The organism is Clostridium sp. DFI.1.208 (genome assembly GCF_024463855.1).
Lineage (GTDB): Bacteria > Bacillota_I > Bacilli_A > Erysipelotrichales > Erysipelotrichaceae > Clostridium_AQ.
Genome location: NZ_JANGCA010000257.1, coordinates 1 through 297, shown reverse-complemented (window position 1 = coordinate 297; position 297 = coordinate 1). Strand labels below are relative to the sequence as shown.

At 53.2% G+C, this 297-nt stretch carries 1 pseudogene; it reads left to right on the top strand.

Annotated features, from left to right (window positions below):
* A pseudogene (locus NE665_RS24285) lies at positions 1 to 297 on the top strand (hypothetical protein); the annotation flags it as partial.

The window sequence follows — 297 nt, the reverse complement described above, 5'->3', positions numbered from 1 at the left end:
AAAGCATGCTGGCGATATCGATCAACAGCTCCCCGGTGTTCAAGGATGGGAAGAGCAAGGGGACGCTGCGCATCGAAAACGCGCCGAACAACCGCTACAACATGAAGGTGAGGATCACGATGGATAGCGATGAGCGAGAGATCTATCACAGTGACGCGATCAAGCCGGCGCAGGTGATCAAGGAGGATTATCTGGATGAGGAGCTGAAGAAAGGGACCTATCCGTGCACGGCGACGTTCGAGGCGTATGACACGAAAACGAATGAAAAGGCAGGTGAAGCATCGGCAAAGCTGAAAA